The organism is Microbacterium sp. SSM24, assembly GCF_025989145.1.
GTDB lineage: Bacteria > Actinomycetota > Actinomycetes > Actinomycetales > Microbacteriaceae > Microbacterium.
In genome coordinates this window covers 168,424-187,927 of the sequence record NZ_JAPDNQ010000002.1, presented here as the reverse complement: position 1 = coordinate 187,927, position 19,504 = coordinate 168,424, and the positions used below count along the sequence as shown (strand labels likewise).

General features: G+C 70.5%; 20 protein-coding genes and 1 tRNA gene. 7 read left to right on the top strand and 14 right to left on the bottom strand.

The window, feature by feature from the left end; genetic code table 11:
• Window positions 1–28: 28 nt before the first annotated feature.
• A complete protein-coding gene (locus OL358_RS12825; protein ID WP_264710459.1) occupies window positions 29–511 on the top strand; it encodes a DUF3515 domain-containing protein in 483 nt (160 codons plus the stop codon).
• A gap of 4 nt (window positions 512–515) precedes the next feature.
• Here OL358_RS12825 and OL358_RS12820 read toward each other — a convergent pair whose 3' ends face one another.
• From OL358_RS12820 to OL358_RS12790, 7 genes are all read right to left on the bottom strand, one after another.
• The gene (locus OL358_RS12820; protein ID WP_264710458.1) at window positions 516–1,601 is read right to left on the bottom strand and encodes a D-alanine--D-alanine ligase family protein; all 1,086 of its coding nucleotides are present in this window, start codon (window positions 1,599–1,601) and stop codon (window positions 516–518) included.
• Window positions 1,501–2,637, bottom strand: coding sequence for an NAD(P)H-dependent glycerol-3-phosphate dehydrogenase (locus OL358_RS12815; RefSeq protein ID WP_264710457.1), 1,137 nt, complete (start codon window positions 2,635–2,637; stop codon window positions 1,501–1,503). The genes OL358_RS12820 and OL358_RS12815 overlap by 101 nt, the downstream gene beginning before the upstream one ends.
• On the bottom strand, window positions 2,627–3,391 hold the full coding sequence (locus tag OL358_RS12810; RefSeq protein ID WP_264710456.1) for a lysophospholipid acyltransferase family protein: 765 nt from the start codon (window positions 3,389–3,391) through the stop codon (window positions 2,627–2,629). The genes OL358_RS12815 and OL358_RS12810 overlap by 11 nt, the downstream gene beginning before the upstream one ends.
• A 3-nt stretch (window positions 3,392–3,394) precedes the next feature.
• Complete coding sequence (murA, locus tag OL358_RS12805) at window positions 3,395–4,765, bottom strand: UDP-N-acetylglucosamine 1-carboxyvinyltransferase (protein WP_264710455.1); 1,371 nt, start codon at window positions 4,763–4,765, stop codon at window positions 3,395–3,397.
• Between the two features lie 73 nt (window positions 4,766–4,838).
• Window positions 4,839–5,435: a 3-isopropylmalate dehydratase small subunit gene (leuD, locus tag OL358_RS12800; RefSeq protein WP_264710454.1), complete on the bottom strand. Its 597-nt coding sequence runs from the start codon at window positions 5,433–5,435 to the stop codon at window positions 4,839–4,841.
• A 1-nt stretch (window position 5,436) separates the two neighbouring features.
• Window positions 5,437–6,915, bottom strand: a complete 1,479-nt coding sequence (gene leuC, locus OL358_RS12795) for a 3-isopropylmalate dehydratase large subunit (protein ID WP_264710453.1) — start codon at window positions 6,913–6,915, stop codon at window positions 5,437–5,439.
• A 212-nt stretch (window positions 6,916–7,127) separates the two neighbouring features.
• The gene (locus OL358_RS12790; protein WP_264710452.1) at window positions 7,128–8,246 is read right to left on the bottom strand and encodes a TerC family protein; all 1,119 of its coding nucleotides are present in this window, start codon (window positions 8,244–8,246) and stop codon (window positions 7,128–7,130) included.
• A 284-nt stretch (window positions 8,247–8,530) separates the two neighbouring features.
• On the opposite strand from OL358_RS12790, the gene OL358_RS12785 reads away from it, so the two are divergent.
• A complete protein-coding gene (locus OL358_RS12785; protein ID WP_264711013.1) occupies window positions 8,531–9,085 on the top strand; it encodes an RNA polymerase sigma factor in 555 nt (184 codons plus the stop codon).
• Window positions 9,082–10,245 (top strand): DUF4349 domain-containing protein, encoded by a 1,164-nt coding sequence (locus tag OL358_RS12780; protein WP_264710451.1) that lies wholly within the window; start codon window positions 9,082–9,084, stop codon window positions 10,243–10,245. The genes OL358_RS12785 and OL358_RS12780 overlap by 4 nt, the downstream gene beginning before the upstream one ends.
• A gap of 57 nt (window positions 10,246–10,302) precedes the next feature.
• Here the strand turns inward: OL358_RS12780 and OL358_RS12775 are convergent.
• Window positions 10,303–10,375: transfer RNA gene (locus OL358_RS12775), tRNA-Glu, on the bottom strand.
• A gap of 106 nt (window positions 10,376–10,481) precedes the next feature.
• Here OL358_RS12775 and OL358_RS12770 point away from each other — a divergent pair.
• Window positions 10,482–11,120: an MBL fold metallo-hydrolase gene (locus tag OL358_RS12770; RefSeq protein WP_264710450.1), complete on the top strand. Its 639-nt coding sequence runs from the start codon at window positions 10,482–10,484 to the stop codon at window positions 11,118–11,120.
• An 85-nt stretch (window positions 11,121–11,205) separates the two neighbouring features.
• Here OL358_RS12770 and OL358_RS12765 read toward each other — a convergent pair whose 3' ends face one another.
• From OL358_RS12765 to OL358_RS12750, 4 genes are all read right to left on the bottom strand, one after another.
• Window positions 11,206–11,475: an HPr family phosphocarrier protein gene (locus OL358_RS12765; RefSeq protein WP_264710449.1), complete on the bottom strand. Its 270-nt coding sequence runs from the start codon at window positions 11,473–11,475 to the stop codon at window positions 11,206–11,208.
• Window positions 11,476–11,538: 63 nt separating this feature from the next.
• Complete coding sequence (locus OL358_RS12760) at window positions 11,539–13,593, bottom strand: fructose-specific PTS transporter subunit EIIC (RefSeq protein ID WP_264710448.1); 2,055 nt, start codon at window positions 13,591–13,593, stop codon at window positions 11,539–11,541.
• A 32-nt stretch (window positions 13,594–13,625) separates the two neighbouring features.
• A complete protein-coding gene (locus OL358_RS12755; protein WP_264710447.1) occupies window positions 13,626–14,582 on the bottom strand; it encodes a 1-phosphofructokinase family hexose kinase in 957 nt (318 codons plus the stop codon).
• Entirely contained in the window at window positions 14,579–15,358 is a 780-nt protein-coding gene (locus OL358_RS12750; RefSeq protein ID WP_264710446.1) for a DeoR/GlpR family DNA-binding transcription regulator, read from the bottom strand. The genes OL358_RS12755 and OL358_RS12750 overlap by 4 nt, the downstream gene beginning before the upstream one ends.
• An 84-nt stretch (window positions 15,359–15,442) precedes the next feature.
• Here OL358_RS12750 and OL358_RS12745 point away from each other — a divergent pair, with 84 nt between their 5' ends.
• Window positions 15,443–16,360 carry an aminoglycoside phosphotransferase family protein gene (locus OL358_RS12745; protein ID WP_264710445.1) on the top strand — a complete coding sequence of 306 codons (918 nt, stop codon included), beginning with the start codon at window positions 15,443–15,445 and terminating at the stop codon, window positions 16,358–16,360.
• Here OL358_RS12745 and OL358_RS12740 read toward each other — a convergent pair.
• On the bottom strand, window positions 16,309–17,124 hold the full coding sequence (locus OL358_RS12740) for a hypothetical protein (RefSeq protein ID WP_264710444.1): 816 nt from the start codon (window positions 17,122–17,124) through the stop codon (window positions 16,309–16,311). The two genes, OL358_RS12745 and OL358_RS12740, sit on opposite strands and share 52 nt — an antisense overlap.
• Before the next feature lie 39 nt (window positions 17,125–17,163).
• The gene (locus tag OL358_RS12735; protein ID WP_264710443.1) at window positions 17,164–17,580 is read right to left on the bottom strand and encodes an NUDIX hydrolase; all 417 of its coding nucleotides are present in this window, start codon (window positions 17,578–17,580) and stop codon (window positions 17,164–17,166) included.
• Window positions 17,581–17,629: 49 nt separating this feature from the next.
• Between OL358_RS12735 and OL358_RS12730 the strand changes: the two genes are divergently transcribed.
• Together OL358_RS12730 and OL358_RS12725 are read left to right on the top strand one after the other, a co-directional pair.
• On the top strand, window positions 17,630–19,111 hold the full coding sequence (locus OL358_RS12730; protein ID WP_264710442.1) for an SDR family oxidoreductase: 1,482 nt from the start codon (window positions 17,630–17,632) through the stop codon (window positions 19,109–19,111).
• Window positions 19,105–19,308 carry a hypothetical protein gene (locus OL358_RS12725; protein ID WP_264710441.1) on the top strand — a complete coding sequence of 68 codons (204 nt, stop codon included), beginning with the start codon at window positions 19,105–19,107 and terminating at the stop codon, window positions 19,306–19,308. The genes OL358_RS12730 and OL358_RS12725 overlap by 7 nt, the downstream gene beginning before the upstream one ends.
• Window positions 19,309–19,504: the final 196 nt, after the last annotated feature.

Genomic DNA, 19,504 nt, shown 5'->3' with positions numbered 1-19,504 from the left:
GTCCCGCCGCGCGGGTTAGCCTGGAGGGGTGCACCGCCCGACCCGCGCCGCCTTCGCGGCACTCGCCCTCGTCGCCGCGATCGTCGTCACCGGATGCTCCAGCACGGTCTCTCTGCACGCGGCGCCCGATGCGAACGACCCGGCCTGCGCGGAGGTGACCGCGCTGCTGCCCGGCAACCTGGCCGGCGAGAGCCGCCGCTGGACCGACGCGCAGGCGACCGGCGCCTGGGGCGAGCCGGCCGCGGTGCTCTTCACGTGCGGCGTCGAGCCGATCGGGCCGACCACCCTCCCCTGCCAGACGGTGAACGGCGTGGACTGGGTCATCGACGAGTCGAAGGCGCCCCAGTACCGGGTCACCAGCTACGGGCGCGTTCCGGCCGTCGAGGTGTACCTCGACAACGACGTGGTCTCGAGCGCGGACGTGCTCGATGGGCTCTCGCTGCTCGTGTCGCGGCTGCCGGCGGACGGAGCGACGTGCCTCGCCCGCGAGGACGCCGCGCCCTCGGACTGATCCGCTAGACGCGCTCCAGGGCGGTGTCGATGAGCTCGGCGATCAGGTCGGGGTACGACAGGCCGGAGGCGATCCAGCACTTCGGGAACATCGAGATCGGGGTGAACCCCGGCATCGTGTTGAGCTCGTTGACGTAGAGCCCCGCGGTCGTGAGGAAGAAGTCCACGCGTGCCAGGCCACGGCCGTCCACGGCGTCGAACGCGCGCACGCCGAGCTCCTGGATCTGTGCGATCTCGGCATCCGTCAGGTCCGCGGGGCACACCACATCCGCGCCGTCGCCGCCGAGGTACTTGCCCTCGAAGTCGTAGAACTCGCGCGTCGTCAGGACGATCTCGCCGGGAAGCGACGCGCGGGACGCACCGCCGTTGCGGCCCTCGAGGATCGCGACCTCGACCTCGCGGCCCACGATGGCCGACTCGATGAGCACCTTGTCGTCCTCGGCGAACGCGAGATCGAGCGCCGCGGCGAACTCCGACGCGTCGTGCACCTTGGAGACGCCCACACTCGAACCGGCACGGGCGGGCTTCACGAAGGTCGGCTCGCCCAGCGCCGCGGCATCCGCTCGCACGCCCTCGGGATCGCGCTCCCAACGCCGCCGCGTCACGGTCACCCACGGTGCGACGGGCACGCCGGCCGACTCGAGGACGATCTTCATGAAGTGCTTGTCCATGCACAGCGCGGAATCCAGCACGCCGCCGCCCGCGTACGGGATCTCGAGCGTGTCGAAGAATCCCTGGATCGTGCCGTCCTCGCCGTGCACGCCGTGAAGGATCGGCAGCACGACATCGAGCGCGCCGAGCTCCTCGACCGAGCCGTCCGCGCGGCGGACGCGCAGCTCCCGGTCGCCGACCTCGGGCCAGAGCACGCGCGTGCCGTTGTCCACCACTTCCGGGAGACGCGCGGCATCGAGCGCGAACTTGTCGGGATCGTCGTCCTCGAGCACGAAGACGCCGTCACGGGTGATGCCGACCGGGATCACCCGATAGCGATCACGATCGATCGCCCGCAGCACCCCGCCCGCCGTTGCGGAACTGATCGAGTGCTCGCTGGATCGACCGCCAAAGAGCACCGCCACCGCCGGCCTGTCCATTCTGCGTCCTCTCGCCCTTCGGGGTGTCATCGTCTGTCGTCAGATGCGGCGCGATGTCGCGCGGGTTCATGGTTCCGTCGAGCACCATCTTCACCTGCTCGACGATCGGCATGTCCACGCCGACCTCGCGAGCGAGCTGGAGCACAGGGGCGACCGAGGCCAGCCCCTCCGCCGTCTGGTTCATCTGCTTGACGACGTCGTCGAAGCGGTAGCCCTGGCCGAGCAGGCGCCCGGCCGTGTTGTTGCGGCTGAGGGGCGACTGGCACGTCGCGATGAGGTCGCCGAGCCCCGCCAGTCCCTGCAGCGTCTCGGGCTGTGCGCCGAAGGCGACCGCGAAGTCGGTCATCTCCACGAGGCCGCGCGTGATGATGGACGCCTTCGTGTTCTCGCCGTAGCCCACCCCGTCCACGATGCCGATGGCGACGGCGATGAGGTTCTTCAGCACCCCGCCGAACTCGGTCCCGATGACGTCGGTGTTGACGAACGTGCGGAAGTAGGCGTTGCGCGCGCGGCGTGCGACCGCGTCCGCGGTCTCCTGGCTCGTCGACGAGATGACGGCCGCCGTCGGCTGCTCGCGCGCGATCTCGAGCGCGAGGTTGGGTCCGGATGCCACGGCGATCCGGTCGGGGTCGCAGTGGAGCTCCTGCTCGATGACCTGGCTCATGCGCAGGCCGGTACGACGCTCCACGCCCTTCATGAGGGACACGATCGGCACATCGCTGCCGGAGACGAGCGGGCGCACCGCCTTGAGGTTCTGGCGCACCGCCTGACTCGGGATCGACAGGTACACCTGCTCGGCTCCGTCGAGCGCCTCGGACAGGTGGTGCGTCGCGGACATGCTGCGCGGCAGGTTGATGCCGGGCAGATACTCGCTGTTGCGCTTGGCCTCGTGGATCTCGCTGGCGAGCTCCGCACGTCGCGCCCACATGGTCACGTTGGCGCCGCCGTCGGCGAGGATCTTGCCGAACGTGGTCCCCCAGCTGCCCGCACCGATGACGGCGACGCGCGGGCGAGCGGCATCCTGTCTACGACTCAAGGCGACCGGTCTCCTTCTGGCCGTGGTCTGACGGGTTCCAGCGCTCGGCCGGCGCGGGTTCGCCGCGCAGCTCCGACAGGAGACCCGAGACGTCCGCCATCACGATATCGGTCGCCGCGATCAGCGCGGCAGGCTGGGTCTCTGTCGACGCGAACCCCGAGAGGTCGACCGGGTCGCCGACGATCACGGTCACCCGGCGACGCAGCGGCCACAGCTTCAGCTTCCCGTACCGCGGGAGCACCTGCTGAGCGCCCCACTGCGCCATCGGGATGAGCGGGATGCCGCCCGCCAGCGCGAGCCGGACCGCCCCGGTCTTTCCGCGCATCGGCCAGAGATCGGGCTCGCGAGTGAGCGAGCCCTCGGGATAGACGATGACGCCCCGGCCGTGTCGCACGAGGGTCTCGGAGGATTCGAGCGTCGCACGAGCCGCTGTCGCGGAGGTGGAGCGTGAGACCGGCACCATCCCGGTCACCCGCAGGACCCATCCGAGCACCGGCACGCGGAACAGGCTCTCCTTCGCCATGAAACGCGGTGCGCGACCCAGTCGCCACACCGCGAGGGCCACGACGATGGGATCGATCTCACTCACGTGGTTCGGGGCGAGGACGTACGCCCCCTCCCGCGGGAGCTTGTGACCGTCGCGGATCTCGAGCTTGAAGAGCAGGCTGGCCAGGGGCACGACGATCGCGGCCAGCGGCCAGAAGATGCTGGGACGCGACTTCTCCTTCGAAGCGCGCAGTCGTTCGTTCGCCACGGGTCAGCCGATGACGTCGAAGTCGGCGCCGAGCGTGTCGAGCTTGGTGAGGAACTTCTCGTAGCCGCGCCGGATGATGCCGACGTTCCGCACGGTCGACTCCCCCTCCGCCGCGAGGGCGGCGATGACGTAGCTGTACCCGCCGCGAAGATCGGGCACCTCGACGTCGGCCGCGTGCAGCGGAGTCGGACCCGTGATGACGGCGGCCTGCTCGAGCGCGCGGCGAGGAACGCGGCGGTCGGATGCATCGATGCCGTGCGGGTGCACGACGATGTCGGCGCCCATCTGGTTGAGCGCGCTGGTGAATCCGAGCCGGTTCTCGTAGACGGTCTCGTGCACGGTCGAGCGACCTTCTGCCTGGGTGAGCGCGACGATGAGCGGCTGCTGCCAGTCGGTCATGAAGCCCGGGTGCACATCGGTCTCGACGGTCACCGGCTTGAGCGCGCCGCCGCGACGGAACTGGATGCCGTCCTCGTGCACGTCGAACCACCCGCCGGCCTTGCGGAAGACGTTGAGGAAGGTCAGCATCTCCTGCTGCTTCGCGCCGCCGACGAAGATGTCGCCGTCGGTGGCGAGAGCCGCGCACGCCCACGACGCCGCCTCGTTCCGGTCGAAGATCGCGCGGTGGTCGTAGCCGCGGAGGTCGTCGACACCCTCGATGAGGATGACGCGATTCGGCTCGTACGAGATGATCGCGCCCATCTTCTGCAGGACCGCGATGAGGTCCATGATCTCGGGCTCGATCGCGGCGTTGCGCAGCTCTGTGGTGCCCTTCGCCTTCACAGCGGTGAGCAGCACCTGCTCGGTCGCTCCGACACTCGGGTACGGCAGCTCGATGTTCGCGCCGTGCAGGCCGTTCGGGGCGGTGATGCGGATGCCCTCGTAGCTCTTGTCGACGACCGCGCCGAACGCACGCAGGGCGTCCATGTGGAAATTGATCGGACGGTCGCCGATCCGGCAGCCGCCGAGGTCGGGGATCAGCGCCTCGCCGAGCAGATGAAGCAGCGGCCCGCAGAAGAGGATCGGGATGCGCGATGCGCCGGCGTGGGCGTCGATCTCCTCGAAGTGGGCCGAGACGGCACCACTCGGGTCGAGGAGGATCGTGCCCTCTTCGTCGCCGTCGATGACGCGGACGCCGTGGACCTCGAGGAGGGAGCGGACGACCTGCACATCGCTGATGTCGGGCACGTCGCGGAGCGTGCTCGTGGTCTCCCCCAGCAGCGCCGCCACCATCGCCTTCGTGACGAGGTTCTTCGCGCCCTTGACCTCGACTCGACCGGTCAGCGGACGACCGCCGCGGATGGCGAGGACATCGCCGACCGGCTCCTTCTCGGCTGCCTGGGTGCTCGGCGTAACGCTGAGAGCGGACTTCATCCGGTGGACCTCACTTGTGTCTTTCGAGGGTGGCAGGGGCGGATCGGTCGCCCGGGTGGGGCGCCGTCCTGGCTTACGGAACGGGAAGCGTCCGCGGCCGCCATGCCTCGCGGCGAGCCTCGAACTGCGCGATCTTGTCTTCGTTGCGCAGCGTGAGCCCGATGTCGTCGAGCCCTTCGAGAAGCCGCCACCTAGTGTAATCGTCGATGTCGAAAGCGACCTCGAGATCGCCGATCGTCGCGCGGCGGGCAGCCAGATCGACGGTCATCCGGATGCCGGGATCGGCCTCGATGGCGGCCCAGACGGCCTCGAGATCGGCCTCGGAGATGACGCCGGTGAGCAATCCCTGCTTGCCGGCGTTGCCGCGGAAGATGTCGGCGAACTTGGGGCTGAGCACCACCTGGAAGCCGAAGTCCCGCAGCGCCCACACGGCGTGCTCACGGCTGGAGCCCGTTCCGAAGTCGGGGCCGGCGACGAGGATGCTCGCACCGGCGTAGTCGGGCCGATTGAGGACGAATTCCGGGTCCTGCCGCCAGTTGGCGAACAGGGCGTCCTCGAATCCGGTCTTGGTGACCCGCTTGAGGTAGACGGCGGGGATGATCTGGTCGGTGTCGACCGCCGAGCGCTTGAGCGGTGCGGCGATGCCGGTGTGCGTGGTGAACTTCTCCATGTCAGGCCCCCGCTCCTGCGCCGACCGGCGCATCGGACGCGACCGGTTCGAGGTCGCCGGGGCTCGAAAGGGTTCCGCGCACCGCCGTCGCGGCGGCGACGAGCGGCGACACGAGATGTGTCCGCCCGCCCTTGCCCTGGCGTCCTTCGAAGTTGCGGTTGCTCGTCGATGCGCAGCGCTCCCCCGGCGCCAGCTGGTCGGGGTTCATGCCCAGGCACATCGAGCAGCCGGCGAACCGCCACTCGGCGCCGAACTCGATGAAGACCTTGTCCAGGCCCTCGGCCTCGGCCTCCAGTCGCACACGGGCGGAGCCCGGCACGACCATCACGCGCACGCCCTCGGCTTTCGTGCGGCCCTTGATGACCGACGCGAACGCACGGAGATCCTCGATGCGGCTGTTCGTGCACGACCCCATGAAGACGGCGTCGACGGGCACGGCCTTGAGCGGCGTGCCCGGCGTCAGGTCCATGTACTCGATCGCACGCTCGGCGGCGGCCCGATCGTTGGGGTCGGCGATGTCGGACGGAGTGGGGACGACGCCCGAGAGCGACACGCCCTGCCCGGGGTTGGTGCCCCACGTGACGAACGGCTCGAGCTCGTTCGCGTCGAGGTAGACCTCGGCGTCGTAGACCGCGCCCTCGTCGCTGGGCAGCGTGCGCCAGTAGGCGACGGCATCCTCCCAGTCCTGGCCCGTCGGCGCGTGATCGCGACCCTCGACGTACGCGAAGGTCGTCTCGTCGGGAGCGACCATGCCGGCGCGCGCGCCGGCCTCGATCGACATGTTGCAGATCGTCATGCGGCCCTCCATCGAGAGGGCGCGGATCGCGCTGCCGCGGAACTCGAGAACGTAGCCCTGGCCGCCGTTGGCACCGATCTTCGCGATGATCGCGAGCACGATGTCCTTGGCGGTGACGCCCGGCCGGAGGTCGCCTTCGACGGTGATCGCCATCGTCTTGAACGGCTTCAGCGGGAGCGTCTGGGTGGCGAGCACGTGCTCGACCTCGCTCGTGCCGATGCCGAAGGCCATCGCCCCGAACGCGCCGTGGGTCGATGTGTGGCTGTCGCCGCACACCACGGTGATGCCCGGCATCGTCAGGCCGAGCTGCGGGCCGACGACGTGGACGATTCCCTGCTCCTTGTCGCCGAGCGAGTGCAGGCGCACGCCGAACTCCTCGGCGTTGCGGCGCAGTGTCTCGATCTGGGTGCGGCTGGTCAGGTCGGCGATCGGCTTGTCGATGTCGATCGTCGGAGTGTTGTGGTCCTCGGTGGCGATCGAGAGATCGAGACGGCGGACCGGGCGGCCCTCGGCGCGCAGACCGTCGAAGGCCTGCGGGCTGGTCACCTCATGCAGAAGGTGGAGGTCGATGTAGATGAGGTCGGGCTGGCCGTCCTCACCCTTGACGACGAGGTGGTCGTCCCACACCTTCTCGGCGAGGGTGCGCGGACGATCGGGGATGACGGAGGCGTCGGAAGTGCTCATTGGTCTGTTCTCCTGGAGGGACTCTGCCCAGTGGATGGGGCCCGCGACGAACTCCGCGACGAGGGAGGCCTGAGACTAGGACTCGTCGCGGCCGCTAAGGAGAAGGCGAGCGATCCGCACGTGGCCAGGCTACCACCGGCAGGATGCGACTCGGCCCCCACCGCGTCGTGTGACGCCGCAGGGGGCCCGAGCTGCCAGGTGCGGTCAGCGGCTCAGCGCTCGTCGCGCGGCTGTTCAACGGTGGGCGGCGTGCCCTTCTCCTCCGCGACGACGGCCGCGGCAGCAGCGGCCCCCTCGGTGCCGGCCGGCGCCTCCGCTGCGACGGCGGACGCGGCATCCGGAGTTCCCGCCCGCTTGTCGCGCGCCGAGGCGATCAGGCTGGCGACCGTCGCGACCGTCATCGCGACGATGATCACGCCGAGCGACATCCATGTGGAGATCTCCGGCGCCCACTCGATCGGCTCTCCGTTGTTGATGAACGGCAGCTCGTTGACGTGCATCGCGTGGAAGACCAGCTTGATCCCGATGAAGGCGAGGATGAACGCGATGCCGTAGTGCAGATACCGCAGCCGGTCGAGCAGGTCGCCGAGCAGGAAGTACAGCTGGCGCAGGCCCATGAGGGCGAAGATGTTCGCCGTGAAGACGATGAAAGGGCTCTGCGTGATGCCGAAGATCGCGGGGATCGAGTCGATCGCGAAGAGCAGGTCGGTGACGCCGATCGCCGCGAAGACGATGATCATCGGCGTCCAGAGCTTCTTCCCGTCGACGACCGTGCGAAGCTTCGCGCCGTCGTAGTGGTCGCTGATGTCGATGAAGCGGCGCAGCATCCGCACCACGAAGTTCTCCTGCTTGACGTCCTCGTCGTGGTCGCCGCCGGGGAACGCCTGCCGCCACGCCGTCCACACGAGGAACGCGCCGAAGATGTAGAACACCCAGCTGAACTGCTCGATGATCGCGGCGCCGGCCAGGATGAAGAGACCGCGCAGCACGAGGGCGATGATGATGCCCACCATCAGCACCTCCTGCTGATAGCGGCGCGGCACCGCGAACTGGCTCATGATCAGGACGAAGACGAAGAGGTTGTCGATCGACAGGCTGTACTCGGTGAGCCAGCCTGCGACGAACTGACCCGCGTATTCGGGGCCGGCGAACACCCACATCAGCCCGGCGAAGATCAGGGCGAGTGTGACGTAGAACACGACCCACAGGGTCGACTCCCGGGTCGACGGGATGTGCGGGCGCTTCAGGATGAGGAGCAGGTCGCCCACGAGGATGAGCGTCAGGATCACGAGGGATCCGATTTCGAACCACAGGGGAAGTTCGAGGTCCATTGAGGGCCTTTCGAGGATGGAGGTGGGGGTCGACGGACGTCGAAAGTCTCTCCCCCACGACCTGCCGGCCGCGTCGCGCACCCGGGGTCGCACTGTCGGGACCCGTGATGACGGATGCGCGCTGTCGGGATACTCCCTCTCGCCGGACCAGGATACAGGCAGGCGGATGCCGCGGCCGCCGCCGTGAGACGATCCGGCCCTCCGCGACACTCATACGGTGAGAGACAATGGGGCTCCGCGACGACGCCGCACCGGTGGCGCCGGCGGCGGACCGGAGGACGGGAATGCAGCAGATCGAGCGGGACGACGCCGCGCTCGTGGCGCAGGCGGCGGGCGGGAGCGAACACGCCTTCCGCACGCTGTACCGCGCCTACGTGCGCCCCGTCTACTGGCTCGCGCACGGGCTGGTGGGGAACGCGGCGGATGCCGAGGACGTGACGCAGGAGACCTTCCTGGTCGCGTGGCGGAAGCTGCCCGGGCTCGAGCTGGCAGGCGAGTCGTTGCTGCCGTGGCTGGCGACCGTGTGCCGGTTCCAGGCGGCCAACCGCATCCGCCGGCAGAAGCGCGACCGCGAGAACACCGCGGCCGCCGCCGACGACACCCTTCCCGCCACCGTGGATGTCGAGGAGCAGGTGATCGGAGCCGACCTGGCCGACCGCATCCTGCAGGAGGTCGCGGGGCTCAGCCCCCTCGACCGCGACATCTTCCGGCTCTGCGCCGCCGAGGGGTACGCCTACCAGGCCGCCGCCGACGAGCTCGGCGTCGCGCACGGGGTCGTCCGCAATCGTCTCTCCCGCATCCGCACGCGACTGCGGACCGTTGTGAAGGAGAGCACATGAGCACCCAGCAGCCCACGGGCGCGCCGCCGGAGCTTCCCGAGCTCAGTGAGAGGCGCATCGACGACATCGAGCAGGAGCTGTTCGCCGACATCGCGCGCGAGCGCGCGGCGGACCGCACCCGCAGCGCCCGACGAGGCAGGCTGTGGCTCGCCGGGGGCGCGGCCGCGGCCGTCATCGTCGTGGCCGCCGTCATCGCGCCCGCGATCATTCCCCTCGTCTCCCCCGTCGGCGGCTCCAGCGAGTCCGCGATCGAACCCGGCATCGCCCCCGATGCCCCGGTCGACTCCGGCGCCGTCGACGGGGCCGACGGCGCCGCGACATCCGAGGAGGATCTCGGCGGCGGGAAGGGGGACCTGAGCGGCGGCTCGACCTTCACCGAGCCCGACCAGGGCGAACGCGAGATCATCACGACCGCATCGGCCACCGTCGTCGTCGACGATGTGACGGTCGCCGCCCGCACGGTGGGCAACTCCGCCGTCGCCCACGGCGGGTACGTCGAGGCGATGAGCATCGGCACCGACGGCGAGGCGGTGCCGATCGACCCGAACAGCGGGATCGCGTACGACACCTACCCGTATCCCGGCGGCGCCTGGATCACGGTGCGGGTCCCGTCCGAGGATCTCCCGGCCATCGTCGACGAGCTCTCGGACCTCGGCGAGGTCACCGCCTCCACGATCAACCGCCAGGACGTCACCGAGCAGACGGTCGATCTGCGCGCGCGCATCGAAGCGGCCGAGGCCTCCGTCGACCGGCTGCTGGACCTGATGGCAGAGGCCACCACCACCGCGGACCTCATCGCGGCCGAGGCCGCGCTGTCGGAGCGGCAGGCCCTTCTCGAGTCCTACCAGCAGCAGCTGGAGAGCCTCGAGGGCCAGGTCGCGATGTCGTCCCTCACCGTGACGCTGACGCCGGTGGTCGAAACCGTGGAGGCCGACCCCGCAGGGTTCACCGACGGCGTGCTCGCCGGTTGGAACGGCCTCGTCGCGACGCTCAACGGCATCGTGATCGCCCTCGGCTTCCTGCTCCCGTGGCTCGCGGTCGCCGCCGTGGTCGGACTGATCGTCTGGGCGATCGTTCGCTGGGTGCGAGGGCGACGCGAGCGGAGGCGAGCGGATGCCGCGGCGATGGCGGATGCGCGGGAAGAGGTCGACACCCCGTAGCCGAAGGCCCGGGAAAGCGAAAAGAGCCCGGTCCAAGGACCGGGCTCTTTCGTGTTGTGACCCCAGCGGGATTCGAACCCGCGTTACCGCCGTGAGAGGGCGGCGTACTAGGCCGCTATACGATGGGGCCGTTTTCGCAACCGTTCGATTATGCCACGCGTTCACCCGCTCTCCAAATCCGCACGGGAACGGCTCGGACGCTTGCTCGAGCCGCAGCGCACGGGTTGACTCGGGGCATGCGAGTGACCAAATTCGAGCACGCCACCCTGACCCTCCTCGAGTCCGGACGCACCCTCGTCATCGACCCCGGATCCCTGACCGCGCCGCTCGCCGACCTCGAGGACCTCGTGGGCATCGTCCTCACCCACGAGCATCCCGATCACTGGACCCCGGAGCATCTCGACCGTCTGCTGAAGGCGTACCCCGGCACTCCCATCTATGCGCCGGAAGGCGTCGCGCGCGCGGCGGCCGGCTACGACGTGACCGTCGTCCGCCCCGGCGACACGGTGGAACTCGACCCGTTCCGCCTCGAGTTCTTCGGCGGACACCACGCCGTGATCCACGAGACGATCCCCGTCATCGACAACGTGGGCGTGCTCGTCAACGGCGACTTCTACTATCCGGGCGACTCCTACGCCGTCCCGAAGGGGCGTGCGGTGCGTCTCCTCGCGGCACCCGTCGGTGCGCCGTGGCTCAAGATCGGCGATGCGATGGACTTCGTGCTCGCCGTCGCGCCGCGCCAGGCCTTCGGCACCCACGACATGACCCTCTCCCGCATCGGCAAGGACATGGGACGTGCACGGCTGCGGTGGGCGACCGAGCAGGACGGCGGCGAGTTCCTCCTGCTCGAGGCGGGCGACTCGACCGACATCTGACCGCCCGGCGCTCCGCCGGAACGACAGACGACGGATGCCGCGCGGCTTCGACCCGCGGCATCCGTCGTCTTGTCTTGACCGAGCGCTACTGCGCGTCGAGGTCGGTCTCGAGCAGCTCCACGAGTTCGTCGAGGGCCTGCTCAGCGCCGTCCCCTTCGGCCTTGAGTGTCACGACCGTACCATGTGAGGCGCCGAGGCCCATGAGGGAGAGGATGCTGCCCGCATTGAGGTCGGGACCCCCGTCGACGGCGATGGTCACCGGGACGCCCTTCTCCTGCACCGCCTGGACGAAGAGCTTCGCGGGACGGGCGTGCAGTCCGGAGCTGCTCGCGATGGTGGCCTGACGTTCTGCCATGGGATCGTTCCTTTCGTAGGACTGAGAGTCAGCTTCCCGCAAGAGCGGGACGGATGCCAGCGATCACGCCGGAACCGCGACGGCGGGAAGATCCTCCGCCGCCTGCAGCTCCTTCGGTGCGATGAATCGCTTGAAGGCGACCACCAGGAATCCCGACACCAGCACGCCCGCGATCAGCGCGACGAGGAATCCCCAGATGGGGCTGATCGCGAACAGGACGAAGATGCCGCCGTGCGGAGCGAGCGACTGCACGCCGAACGCCATGCTGAGCGCACCGGTGACGGCTCCGCCGACCATCGAGGCGGGGATGACCCGGAGGGGGTCGGCCGCCGCGAACGGAATCGCGCCCTCGCTGATGAACGCCGCTCCCAGCAGCCACGCGGCCACGCCGTTCTCCCTCTCCACGGGCGTGAACAGGCGACGCGCGAGCACGGTCGAGGCGAACGCCATCGCGAGCGGGGGCACCATGCCGGCCGTCATCACGGCCGCCATGATCAGGTACGGGGTCGGGTTCTCAGCGGAAGCCGCCCCGAGACCGGCAACCGCGAACGCGTACGCCACCTTGTTGACCGGACCGCCCAGGTCGAAGCACATCATGAGGCCCAGGATCACGCCGACCACGATGATGCCGGAGGTGTCGGACATGTCCGTCAGCCACGTGTTCAGCCACTCCATGAGGGTGGCGATGGGGCGCCCGAGGAACAGGACCATGAGACCCGACGCCACGATCGACGCCAGGAGCGGGATGATCACGACCGGCATGAGCCCGCGCAGCCAGCGCGGCGCGTTCAGTCGTGCGATCGCGAGCGCGGTGAACCCCGCGAGCAGACCGCCGACGATGCCGCCGATGAAGCCCGCGTTCATGAGCACGGCGACGGCACCGGCGACGAAGCCCGGTGCGATGCCGGGCCGGTCGGCGATCGCGAACGCGATGTAGCCTGCCAGCGCCGACACGAGGAAGCCCATCGATGTCACGCCGATCACGAACAGGACCGAGCCGAGATACTGCCCGAGGCCGCCCGCGGGAAGATCCCACAGCGCGTTCTGCACGACGACGTCGAACGCCTGGCCGTCGGCGTTGACGTTCACGCCGCCCAGGAACGGCAGGAAGCTCAGCGCGATCAGCAGTCCGCCGCCCGCGACGAACGGGATCATGTAGCTCACGCCCGTGAGGAGGATCCGCTGGATGCGGGCGCCCCACGAGAGGTTGTCGGTCGGAGCGGCCGCGGCACCCGTCGTCGCCGCGGCGCTCACGCGGGGGGCGTTGGGGTCGCCGGCGGCGGCGACGGCCTCGGCGATGAGCTCCTTGGGCTGCTCGATGCCGCGCTTGACGCCGGATCTCACGACGGGCTTGCCGGCGAACCGGCCGATCTCGCGCACATCGACGTCGGTGGCGAAGATGACGGCGTCGGCGGCGGCGATCACCTCGGGGGGCAGCGCCTGGTAGCCGCTCGATCCCTGGGGCTCGACGGTGAGCTCCACCCCGGTGGCCACACCGGCGGCGGTGAGCGCGTCGGCGGCCATGAAGGTGTGCGCGATCCCGGTGGCGCACGACGTGACCGCGACGATGCGCGCGGGGTGGCCGTCCACGGAGGGACCGGTGGCGGCCGCGGCCGGCGCGGCCGCCGATGCGACCGGCGCGGGCGCGGGGGTGGCCGAGGCGTCTCCTTCGCCGATCGCCGCGCGCACGATCGCGACGACGTCGTCGTCGGTCCTCGCGGCGCGCAGACCGCTGGTGAAGTCGTCCTGCATGAGGCTGCGGGCAAGCTTGGAGAGCACCGCGAGGTGAGCCTCGGCGGCGCCCTCGGGCGCCGCGATGAGGAAGACGAGGTCCGCCGGGCCGTCGGGGGCGCCGAAGTCGACGCCCGGTGAGAGACGGGCGAACGCGAGCGACGGCTCCGTCACCGCCGCGCTCTTGGCGTGCGGGATGGCGATGCCGCCGGGAAGGCCGGTCTCGTCCTTCTGCTCGCGCGCCCAGGCGTCGGCGAACAGCGCGTCGGCGTCCGTCGCGCGGCCCTGCGCGACGACGCGCGCGGCGAGCGAGCGGATGACGGCGGCCTTGTCGGCGCCGAGACCGACGTCGAGGCTGACGAGGTCTGGGGTGATGGTGTCGGACACGGTGACCTCCAGGGTCGAGGGTGATGGCGTGATCAGGCGGGGGTGGGTGCGAGGCGGGTGACGGGCACATCGCCCGAGGGAAGGTCGGCGGGCGCAGGCGCCTGGGTGCCGGGAAGGGATGCCGCGGCCGCCCCGTAGCGGACGGCGCTGCGCAGTCGCTCCTCGGGTCCGAGCCCGGCGGCGTCGGCGAGGAGGTAGCCGGCGAGCGAGCTGTCTCCCGCGCCGACGGTGCTCACGACGCGGATCGCCGGCGGCACGGCGGCCCACGCGCCGTCGGCCGAGACGAGCACCGCGCCGTGCGCGCCGAGGGTCACGAGCGCGGCCGCGACCCGTGAGGGGACGAGACTGCGCGCGACGGAGGTGACCGCGCCCGCCAGGTCGCCGTCGGGCAGCGTCACCCCGGCGAGCTCGGCGAGCTCCTCGTCGTTCGGCTTGATGAGATCGGGCCGGCCACGGGCGACGATCGAGGCGAGCGCCGCGCCGGAGGTGTCGACGGCGATGCGCGGGGCGCCCGCTCCGTACACCGAGCGGACCGCCTCGATCACATCGACGTAGAAGTCGTCGTCCGCCCCCGGCGGAAGGGAGCCGGCCAGGACGAGCCACTGCGCCCCGCGCGAGGCGTCGACGACCGCGTCGACGACGGCCGCGGCATCCGTCCCGGTCAGCGCGGCACCGGGGAGGTTGAGCTTCGTGGTGACGCCGGCGGGGTCCGTGATCGTGATGTTGGCGCGGACATTCCCGTGCACCGGGACGCGGCGCGTGCTGATCCCCGTCGCGACGAGAGCGATGTCGAAGGGGTCGCCCGGGGCGAGGGGAAGGACCGCGGCGGTGTCGACGCCCGCGGCGGCGATCACTCGCGAGACGTTGATGCCCTTGCCCCCGGCATCCTCGCGCGCACTCGCGGCGGCCTGCACGTCGCCGGGACGAAGCGGACCCGCCAGCGTGATGGTGCGGTCGAGCGAAGGGTGGGCGGTGAGGGTGACGATCATGCGATCCACACCTCCACGCCGGCGTCGGCCAGCGCCGCCGCGAGCTGCGGTCGGGGCGCGGCATCCGTGACGAGCACGTCGATCTCGGACAGCGTGGCGAATGCGACCAGAAGCTCACGGTCGTGCTTCTCGGCGTCGGCGACCACCACCACGCGTCGCGCGGACCGCACGATCGCGCGCTTGACGGCCGCCTCCTCCGGGTCGGGCGTGCTCAGTCCGAAGCCCGCCGAGACCCCGTTGGTCCCGAGGAACGCGACATCCGGCCGCATGCCCTCGATCGCACGGACGGTGTCGGCCCCGACGGCGGCGGCCGTGAGACCGCGCACGCGGCCTCCGATGAGGGTGAGAGCGGCGTTCGGGATCGTTGCGAGGACGTGGGCGAGCGTGAGTGCGTGCGTCACGACCTCGATCGCACCGGTGCCGAGGCGAGGGACGAGATGCTCCGCCACAGCGGCTGTGGTCGTGCCGGCGTCGAGGAAGACGGAGCCGCGGAAGCCGAGGCCGATCGCATCGAGCGCGCGGTCGCCGATCGCCGACTTCGCGGCGCTGTGGCGCTGGAGGCGCTCGGTGAGGGGCGGCTCCGACGTGCTCGCACGATCGGTCGCGACGGCCCCGCCGTGGACACGGCGAAGGGCGCCGACGGCCTCGAGCTGCGCGAGGTCGCGACGCACGGTCTCGGTCGTGACATCGAAGCGCCCGGCGAGCTCGACGACGCTGACCCGGCCGTCGGCCGCGAGCCGGCGCTCGATCGCCTCCTGGCGCTCCGTTGCGTACATGTGGCACCCTCCATCGGATTCCCACACGTTACAACACAGTCCAACATAAAACAAGATTCCCGCACATCTCAGTACGCTCGACTCGTGGCCGACAAACCCGTTGCCGAGGTGGTGATCGACGAATGGCTCGTGCGCCGCCTCCTCGCGAGCCGGGCCACGGAGATCCCCGATGCCGCAGCACTGCCCCTCGTCCGGACGGCGTCCGGGTGGGACAGCGAGATCTGGCGTCTGGGCGAAGACCTCGCCGTGCGACTCCCCCGCCGCGCCCTGGCCGCCCCGCTCATCCTCAACGAGCACCGCAGCCTGGCTGTCGTGGGCCCGGCCATCGAGGCGGCGGGCGTGCGCGTGCCGGCGCCGGTCGTGCGCGGTGCGCCGGGCGAACTGTTCCCGTGGGCGTGGTCCGTCGTGCCGTGGATCCACGGCGCCCGCGGAATCGACGTCCCACGTGCCCAGCGCGCGGGATGGGCCGAGACGCTCGCCCGTGCTCTCGCCGCGCTGCACGTCGAGGCGCCGGCTGACCACCCGGTGAATCCCGTGCGCGGCCGGCCGCTCGCCACGCGAGCCGCCGTCTTCGCGGAACGGGTCGACGCTCTCGCCGCCGCGGGTTCCCTCACCACCCGCGAGGCCCGCGCCCTCGCGGAGGCGTGGACCGCGGGGATCGCCGCTCCCGCCTGGCACGGTCCGGCCGTCTGGATCCACGGCGACCTTCACACCGGCAACCTCGTCGCCGACGGCCCGAGACTGACCGGCATCATCGACTTCGGCGATGTCACCGCAGGCGATCCCGCCTACGACCTCGCGGTCGCCTGGCTCGCCTTCGATCCCTCAGGGCGCGGACGGTTCATCGCGGCCACCGGCGCCCGGTACGACCGGTCCACCTGGACGCGAGCGCGCGCGTGGGCGGCCGCGGTCGCCGTCCTGCTGCTCGCGCACAGCGACGACGAACCGGATTACGAGGCGCTGGGCCGATCCGCGCTCGACGAGATCGACTCGGGCATCTGACCACCCGGCGGCCGCACCCACACGTCCACCGACCCCTCGTGCCCGACGAACCGGATCACGGTCCCCACGGGCAGCGGCGTCTCCAGGTCGAGGGACATCCCGTCGTAGATCGTGAAGTCGAGCACCGGATCGAGCCCGGCGCCGGTGCATGTGGCACTGAGGAACGATCCGTCGTGCGAGAGCAGCAGGCAGCGCGACTCGTCGATGCCGAGCGCCGTCCAGACCTGGATCGTGTCGTATCCCTCGTGCGGCACGACCGTGCCCGGCTGCACGCCCCAGTAGTCGAGGTTCTCGGTGAATCCCGCCCCGCGCTCACCGCCACCGGGATCGATGCCGAGCGTGAGGTCCGGCGGCGGGCCGTCGTCACCGGGCCACGTCAGGCCGATCGCGGCTCCCAGGGCGATGCCGGCGACCGCGGTCACGCTCCACAGCGGAACGCGCCGCCACCACGGCCGGACGGGAGGAGCGGCCGGGGGCGCGGCATCCGTCCTCTCAGCCGGCTCCGGCGCGGCGTCGGTGGTCGTCGCGTCGTCGAGCGCGGCATCCGAGGGACGGACGGGTGCGTCGTCCGCGGCCGGCGGCGCGGGCTCCGGGGCGATCGGTTCGACGCTCCGCTCGACGGGGGGACGCGCCAGGTCTTCGAGCTCCCGCAGCCGCTGCTGCGCGACCGGGTCGCGTCCGATGTCCGCATCGGGTCCGTACGCTCGCCGGCGCAGAGCGGCGAGCTCGATCGATCGCTCGGGCGACATCGACGGCGCGTCCATGTGGCCATTATTCTCCTGGATCGACCCGAGGTGCGCCGATCAGCGGGGCAGGAAGTTCTCCCGCGCGAGCGGCGCGATCTCCAGATGCTCGGCATCGGCACGCGAGACCCACCGCAGCTCCTCGATCTCCGCATCGATCACGGGGATCTGATCGCCGATGTCGGCGGCGAACACGTCGGCCACGACGAGGAACCCGGGCTCGTTCGCCGCTGCGGCCGTGAACAGTCCGAGAGAGGACAGGTCGTCGGGGTCGACGGACAGGCCGAGCTCCTCGAACAGCTCACGGCTCAGCGTCGAGGCCGGCGTCTCGCCCGGTTCGGGCTTGCCGCCCGGCTGCATGAACGCCGTCGTGCCCGACTTGCGCACGAGCAGCAGTTCGCCGCGGTCGTTCACGATGACCGCGGCGGAGACATGGATGCTGCGCCCCGGCGACGAGGCCGGGTTCGAGGTGCTCACGAAGGCACGCTAACAGGAACCGCCCGACCGGCCCGGCGTAGAATCACGTGTGCTTCCCGATTCTCCCCCACCGTCCGACCTGCCGCCGAGCGGCATCGACCCGGACGATCTCTCGACGACACTGAGGGTGCTCGGCGGTATGGCGGGTGTCGACGAGTCGCACCCCGACTACATCGCCGTCCGCCGCGCGACCGCCGCGATGTTCAAGGCGGTCAAGAAGGTGCGCCGCCGCGAGATCCGCGAGGCGATCGCCTCGGCGGATCGCGCCGTCGTCGCCGCCACCGCCACCGGTGCCCCCGACCGCATCGACGACGAGACCCGCGGCATCGCGATCAGTTCGTCCACGACGGCGCCCACCGCCGGCACTCTCCTCAAGCCCCGCGCCTGCTACATCTGCAAGCAGCAGTACACGGTCGTCGACGCGTTCTACCACCAGCTCTGCCCGACCTGCGCGGCGATGAGTCACCTCAAGCGCAACGCGCGTGCCGACCTCACCGGCAAGCGCGCACTGCTCACCGGCGGTCGCGCCAAGATCGGCATGTACATCGCGCTGCGCCTGCTGCGTGACGGTGCGCACACCACCATCACGACTCGTTTCCCCCGTGACGCCGTGCGCCGCTTCAGCAGCCTGCCCGACGCGCCGGAGTGGATCGACCGCCTGAAGGTCGTCGGCATCGACCTGCGCGATCCCGCCCAGGTGCTCGGGCTGGCGGAGGATGTCGCGGCCGCCGGACCGCTCGACATCCTGATCAACAACGCGACGCAGACCGTGCGACGGTCGCCCGGGGCATACCAGCCGCTCGTCGACGCCGAGCTCGCACCGCTGCCCGACGGACCGCTGCCCGAACTCGTGACGTTCGGCCACACCAACGACCGGCACCCGCAGGCGCTCGAGCGCTCGGTGACCGCCCATCCGATCCTCGCTGCGGCGGCCGCACGCGCCGACGAGCTGACGGAACAGGCGCTGACCGCCGGTTCCAGCTCCCTGGAGCGCCTCGCCGCCGGCACCGCGATCGACGCCGGCGGCCTGATCCCGGACCTCGACCACACCAACTCGTGGGTGCAGAGCGTCGATGAGGTCGACCCGCTCGAGATGCTCGAGGTACAGCTGGCGAACACGACCGCACCGTTCCTCCTCGTCTCGAAACTGCGGCCGTCTCTCGCCGCGAGTACCGCGCGCCGCACCTACGTGGTGAACGTGAGCGCCATGGAAGGCGTGTTCAATCGCGGCTACAAGGGGCCGGGGCACCCTCACACGAACATGGCGAAGGCCGCCGTCAACATGCTCACACGCACGAGCGCACGCGAGCTGTTCGAGAGCGATCGGATCCTGATGACCAGCGTCGACACAGGCTGGATCACCGATGAGCGCCCGCACCCGACGAAGGTGCGACTCGCCGAGGAGGGCTTCCACGCGCCGCTGGACCTGGTCGACGGCGCCGCCCGCGTGTACGACCCGATCGTGCGTGGAGAAGCCGGCGAGGACCTGTTCGGCGTCTTCCTCAAGGACTACTCCCCCGGTGCATGGTGAACCTGCCCGAGCCCGGACGCCGCGTGGTGGTCCGCTACATCCTTCCGACGGGGCAGGCCACCGATGCGCTCGGCGAACTGCTGAGCGTGGACGCCTCCTCCGTCGTCGTCGACGGCAAGCGCGGTGTCGAGCACATACCGAGGGGTGCCGTCATCGCCGCGAAGGAAGTTCCCCCGCCGCCGGCGCGTCGCCCGTGATCGGACCGTGCTCGGCTTCGAGGCGCTGCCCTCGCGACCGCGATGCCCGGGTCTCTTGTCGACGTTCTACAGAAATTGAGTCTCAAGCTCGGTGACACTTGGTTCCACCTTGAAGAACCGATTCTGGATGCTTCGCCGCCGACCGCGCCGCTGTTACATTCGCACCGCTCCCCCGGCGCACCGACGCCCCCTGCAC

What these genes read in the sequence shown, in the direction of transcription:
- OL358_RS12820 (WP_264710458.1), bottom strand. Translation starts at nt 1,601, where the DNA reads ATGGACAGGCCGGCGGTGGCGGTGCTCTTTGGCGGTCGATCCAGCGAG.
- murA (WP_264710455.1), bottom strand. Translation starts at nt 4,765, where the DNA reads ATGAAGTCCGCTCTCAGCGTTACGCCGAGCACCCAGGCAGCCGAGAAG.
- leuD (WP_264710454.1), bottom strand. Translation starts at nt 5,435, where the DNA reads ATGGAGAAGTTCACCACGCACACCGGCATCGCCGCACCGCTCAAGCGC.
- leuC (WP_264710453.1), bottom strand. Translation starts at nt 6,915, where the DNA reads ATGAGCACTTCCGACGCCTCCGTCATCCCCGATCGTCCGCGCACCCTC.
- OL358_RS12790 (WP_264710452.1), bottom strand. Translation starts at nt 8,246, where the DNA reads ATGGACCTCGAACTTCCCCTGTGGTTCGAAATCGGATCCCTCGTGATC.
- OL358_RS12785 (WP_264711013.1), top strand. Translation starts at nt 8,531, where the DNA reads ATGCAGCAGATCGAGCGGGACGACGCCGCGCTCGTGGCGCAGGCGGCG.
- OL358_RS12780 (WP_264710451.1), top strand. Translation starts at nt 9,082, where the DNA reads ATGAGCACCCAGCAGCCCACGGGCGCGCCGCCGGAGCTTCCCGAGCTC.
- OL358_RS12770 (WP_264710450.1), top strand. Translation starts at nt 10,482, where the DNA reads ATGCGAGTGACCAAATTCGAGCACGCCACCCTGACCCTCCTCGAGTCC.
- OL358_RS12765 (WP_264710449.1), bottom strand. Translation starts at nt 11,475, where the DNA reads ATGGCAGAACGTCAGGCCACCATCGCGAGCAGCTCCGGACTGCACGCC.
- OL358_RS12755 (WP_264710447.1), bottom strand. Translation starts at nt 14,582, where the DNA reads ATGATCGTCACCCTCACCGCCCACCCTTCGCTCGACCGCACCATCACG.
- OL358_RS12750 (WP_264710446.1), bottom strand. Translation starts at nt 15,358, where the DNA reads ATGTACGCAACGGAGCGCCAGGAGGCGATCGAGCGCCGGCTCGCGGCC.
- OL358_RS12740 (WP_264710444.1), bottom strand. Translation starts at nt 17,124, where the DNA reads ATGGACGCGCCGTCGATGTCGCCCGAGCGATCGATCGAGCTCGCCGCT.
- OL358_RS12725 (WP_264710441.1), top strand. Translation starts at nt 19,105, where the DNA reads ATGGTGAACCTGCCCGAGCCCGGACGCCGCGTGGTGGTCCGCTACATC.